Raw genomic sequence first — 2,445 nt, forward strand, 5'->3', positions numbered from 1 at the left:
CCGCCGCGGACGGATCCGCCGGCGAGAGATCCGCCTGGCATGACGCAATTGACCGGCTGGTGGCGAAGTACAGCCAGTACCAACAGCGTCGACCGGCCGGCCCGGTCATCCTGATCGACGTCCACCACTGGTCCGGCTGGGCTTACACCCCCGGATAACGCTCCAAGATCCCCTGCGGGTTCGCGAACGGATAACCGTACCTGTCGCGGCACAGCGTGACAGATCCCTCGACATACCGCATGCCGCGGGATCCCCGTGAGCAGGTGCGCTGATCAGTGGGTGATTGGCTTCCCGTCATCGCCGAGTGCGTTGCGGATGAGTGGGCCAGGGCGTTCGACCAGCAGGCTTATCAGACGCTCGAGTTCACCGTCCGGGTCACCGGTGAAGCCGCTGTGTACAGGTGACGTCTGGACGATTGTGCTGCGCGGCGCTGTCAGCCAGCGGAACCGTTCGCCAGCTGACAGCGACCCTGGCGCACCCGCCTGCGCACCACCGGCGCAGACCCGTTGCAGCGCGTCCAGATGGGCCGCTATGACAGCGTGGTCCAGATAGGGATCGAGTGCGGTGAGCCGGTCGGAGTCCAGTGCGTGCCTGGCGGCCAGATAACCGGCCCGCTGGCACCACAGCACGATACCGACGTTGACGTATTCGCCACGTTCAACCCGGGGCACGACCCGGATGACCGCGTACTCGAACAGGTCAGCCACGGCTGTCTCCGGGCCGGTTGTCCCCGCAACGGTCGGGGACTGTCGGGCTGGTGATATGGGCGTGACCGGGCCGAGGGGGCTGTGGCCGGAGCCACTCCGGCGGTCCCGTCCCGCGGTTCGACCGGGTCGGACGGTCCGTTGCCAGCATTGTGGTGACCCACGGGCGGCTGCCGCTGACCCGGGTGTACAACCAGTCGACATAGCGTGAGGCATCGGCCTCAAACCAGCCATCGGGCACCAGCGCAAGCACGTTACGCAACAGTTCCTCGGTCACCGCGGGGGCAAGGGCCGCGTCAGCGGCTGGCAAGGTCACCGCCAGGTCCCCGGCGGCCGGGAGCAGGACGTGTTCGTCCCACCGGGGCAGGGCGCGGTCGAGCGCGCCCGTTGCACGCGTCCAGTCGTGGTGCGGGTAGAGCGCGGCGCCATGGTCGATCAGCCACAGCCGGTCGCCCCAGAGCAGCAGGTTCGGGTTCCGCCAGGACCGGTCGACGTTCAGGACGAGCGCGTCCAGCCACAGGACGCGGGCTGCGTGGCTGGCGTCCACCGCGAACGCCAGCGGGTCGTAGGTGATCGAGCCGGGCAGGTAGTCCATACCGAGGTTCGCTCCGGGGCTCGCGCGCAGCAGCTCCTGGATCTCCTGGTCGGGCTCGACCCGGCCGAGCTCCGGATCGACGTCGATGACGACCAGCTCCGGTACGGCGAAGCCGAGGGCGCGGGCCAGTTCCCCGGCGACGACCTCGGCGAGCAGCGCTTTGACTCCCTGGCCGGCGCCGCGGAACTTCACAACCCAGGTTCCGAGGTCATCGGCCTCCATGAGACCGGGCAGGCTGCCGCCTTCACGCAGCGGTGTCGCGTACCGCGTGGCGGTCACATTCCGAAGCACGCCCGCCAGTCTTCCACCCGACCACCCAAGTGCCACGAAGTGGATCAGAACCTCTGGACGCGGACCCCTTCACCTCGAGGTTCCATACGGTTGACTCCTCGGACGGACGTGCCCAGTAGACGGACGTGTGGAACAGACCGTCGGACTGTCACGCCTCCAGGCATCTTGACGCGACAAATTAGCATATCGCTTACGCGAGCGACCCTATTAAATTGCCTACGACTTCCCTGAAGAATGCACTGTCGGTGTCCGGTGTGACGATTGTCACCAGCGTCAGTCTAGAACCGACAACAGTTGCACCGTATCGCTCGAATTTGAACTGAGCATCCTGAGTGTACGGATCGCTGGTTACTTCGACCGAGAAGACGCGGACTGGAGACGGTTGGTAGAGAATAGTGAGTGGACCTTCTACCGAACCTGGTATCTGGTAGCCGTGCTCGTCCCAAGCGGTTTCCATGTCAGCATCTCGTACGATCAGAATTTCGCCCTCTTTGGCTGGTACCGATGCACGCGCATCCGGCCAGTCAACGAAGTCGGTGCAGTCGGCTCCAGTGATGGCAACGCGCATATTCAACCATCGGGTAGCCCATCGGTCGAGAAATTTTGTGATAGCAGGCCCGGGTGTCTGTGCAGTTATTAATACTGTATCGGATCCGCTAATCACAATATCCCCCACTTTGCGGTCGACCCGATATAATCGACCTGCGATCGCGGAATCTCAATACCTCCAGAAATTGAAAATATATGGGCACCTCGTCCTCCGCGCAGTGGAACAAGCCGGTCCCTTGCGACGGAAAACTTGATAGTATATTCGGATTTTTCCCTCATAAGTCCCAGTTTTTTAAATGAATTTGG

General features: G+C 63.3%; 4 protein-coding genes. All 4 read right to left on the reverse strand.

Annotated features, from left to right (window positions below):
• Positions 1-272: 272 nt before the first annotated feature.
• Positions 273-707: a DUF3037 domain-containing protein gene (locus DD1DGNOD_RS06960; RefSeq protein WP_206442996.1), complete on the reverse strand. Its 435-nt coding sequence runs from the start codon at positions 705-707 to the stop codon at positions 273-275.
• Positions 700-1,590, reverse strand: a complete 891-nt coding sequence (locus tag DD1DGNOD_RS06965; protein ID WP_241251287.1) for a HipA family kinase — start codon at positions 1,588-1,590, stop codon at positions 700-702. Before DD1DGNOD_RS06965 ends, DD1DGNOD_RS06960 begins: the two co-directional genes overlap by 8 nt.
• A 190-nt stretch (positions 1,591-1,780) precedes the next feature.
• Entirely contained in the window at positions 1,781-2,158 is a 378-nt protein-coding gene (locus tag DD1DGNOD_RS06970) for a hypothetical protein (protein WP_131765749.1), read from the reverse strand.
• A gap of 92 nt (positions 2,159-2,250) precedes the next feature.
• Positions 2,251-2,445: hypothetical protein (locus tag DD1DGNOD_RS27825; RefSeq protein WP_206442997.1), on the reverse strand; the 195-nt coding region annotated here is incomplete at its 5' end.

The organism is Candidatus Protofrankia californiensis (genome assembly GCF_900634765.1).
Classification (GTDB): Bacteria; Actinomycetota; Actinomycetes; order Frankiales; family Frankiaceae; genus Protofrankia; species Protofrankia californiensis.

What these genes read in the sequence shown, in the direction of transcription:
- DD1DGNOD_RS06970 (WP_131765749.1), bottom strand. Translation starts at nt 2,158, where the DNA reads ATGCGCGTTGCCATCACTGGAGCCGACTGCACCGACTTCGTTGACTGG.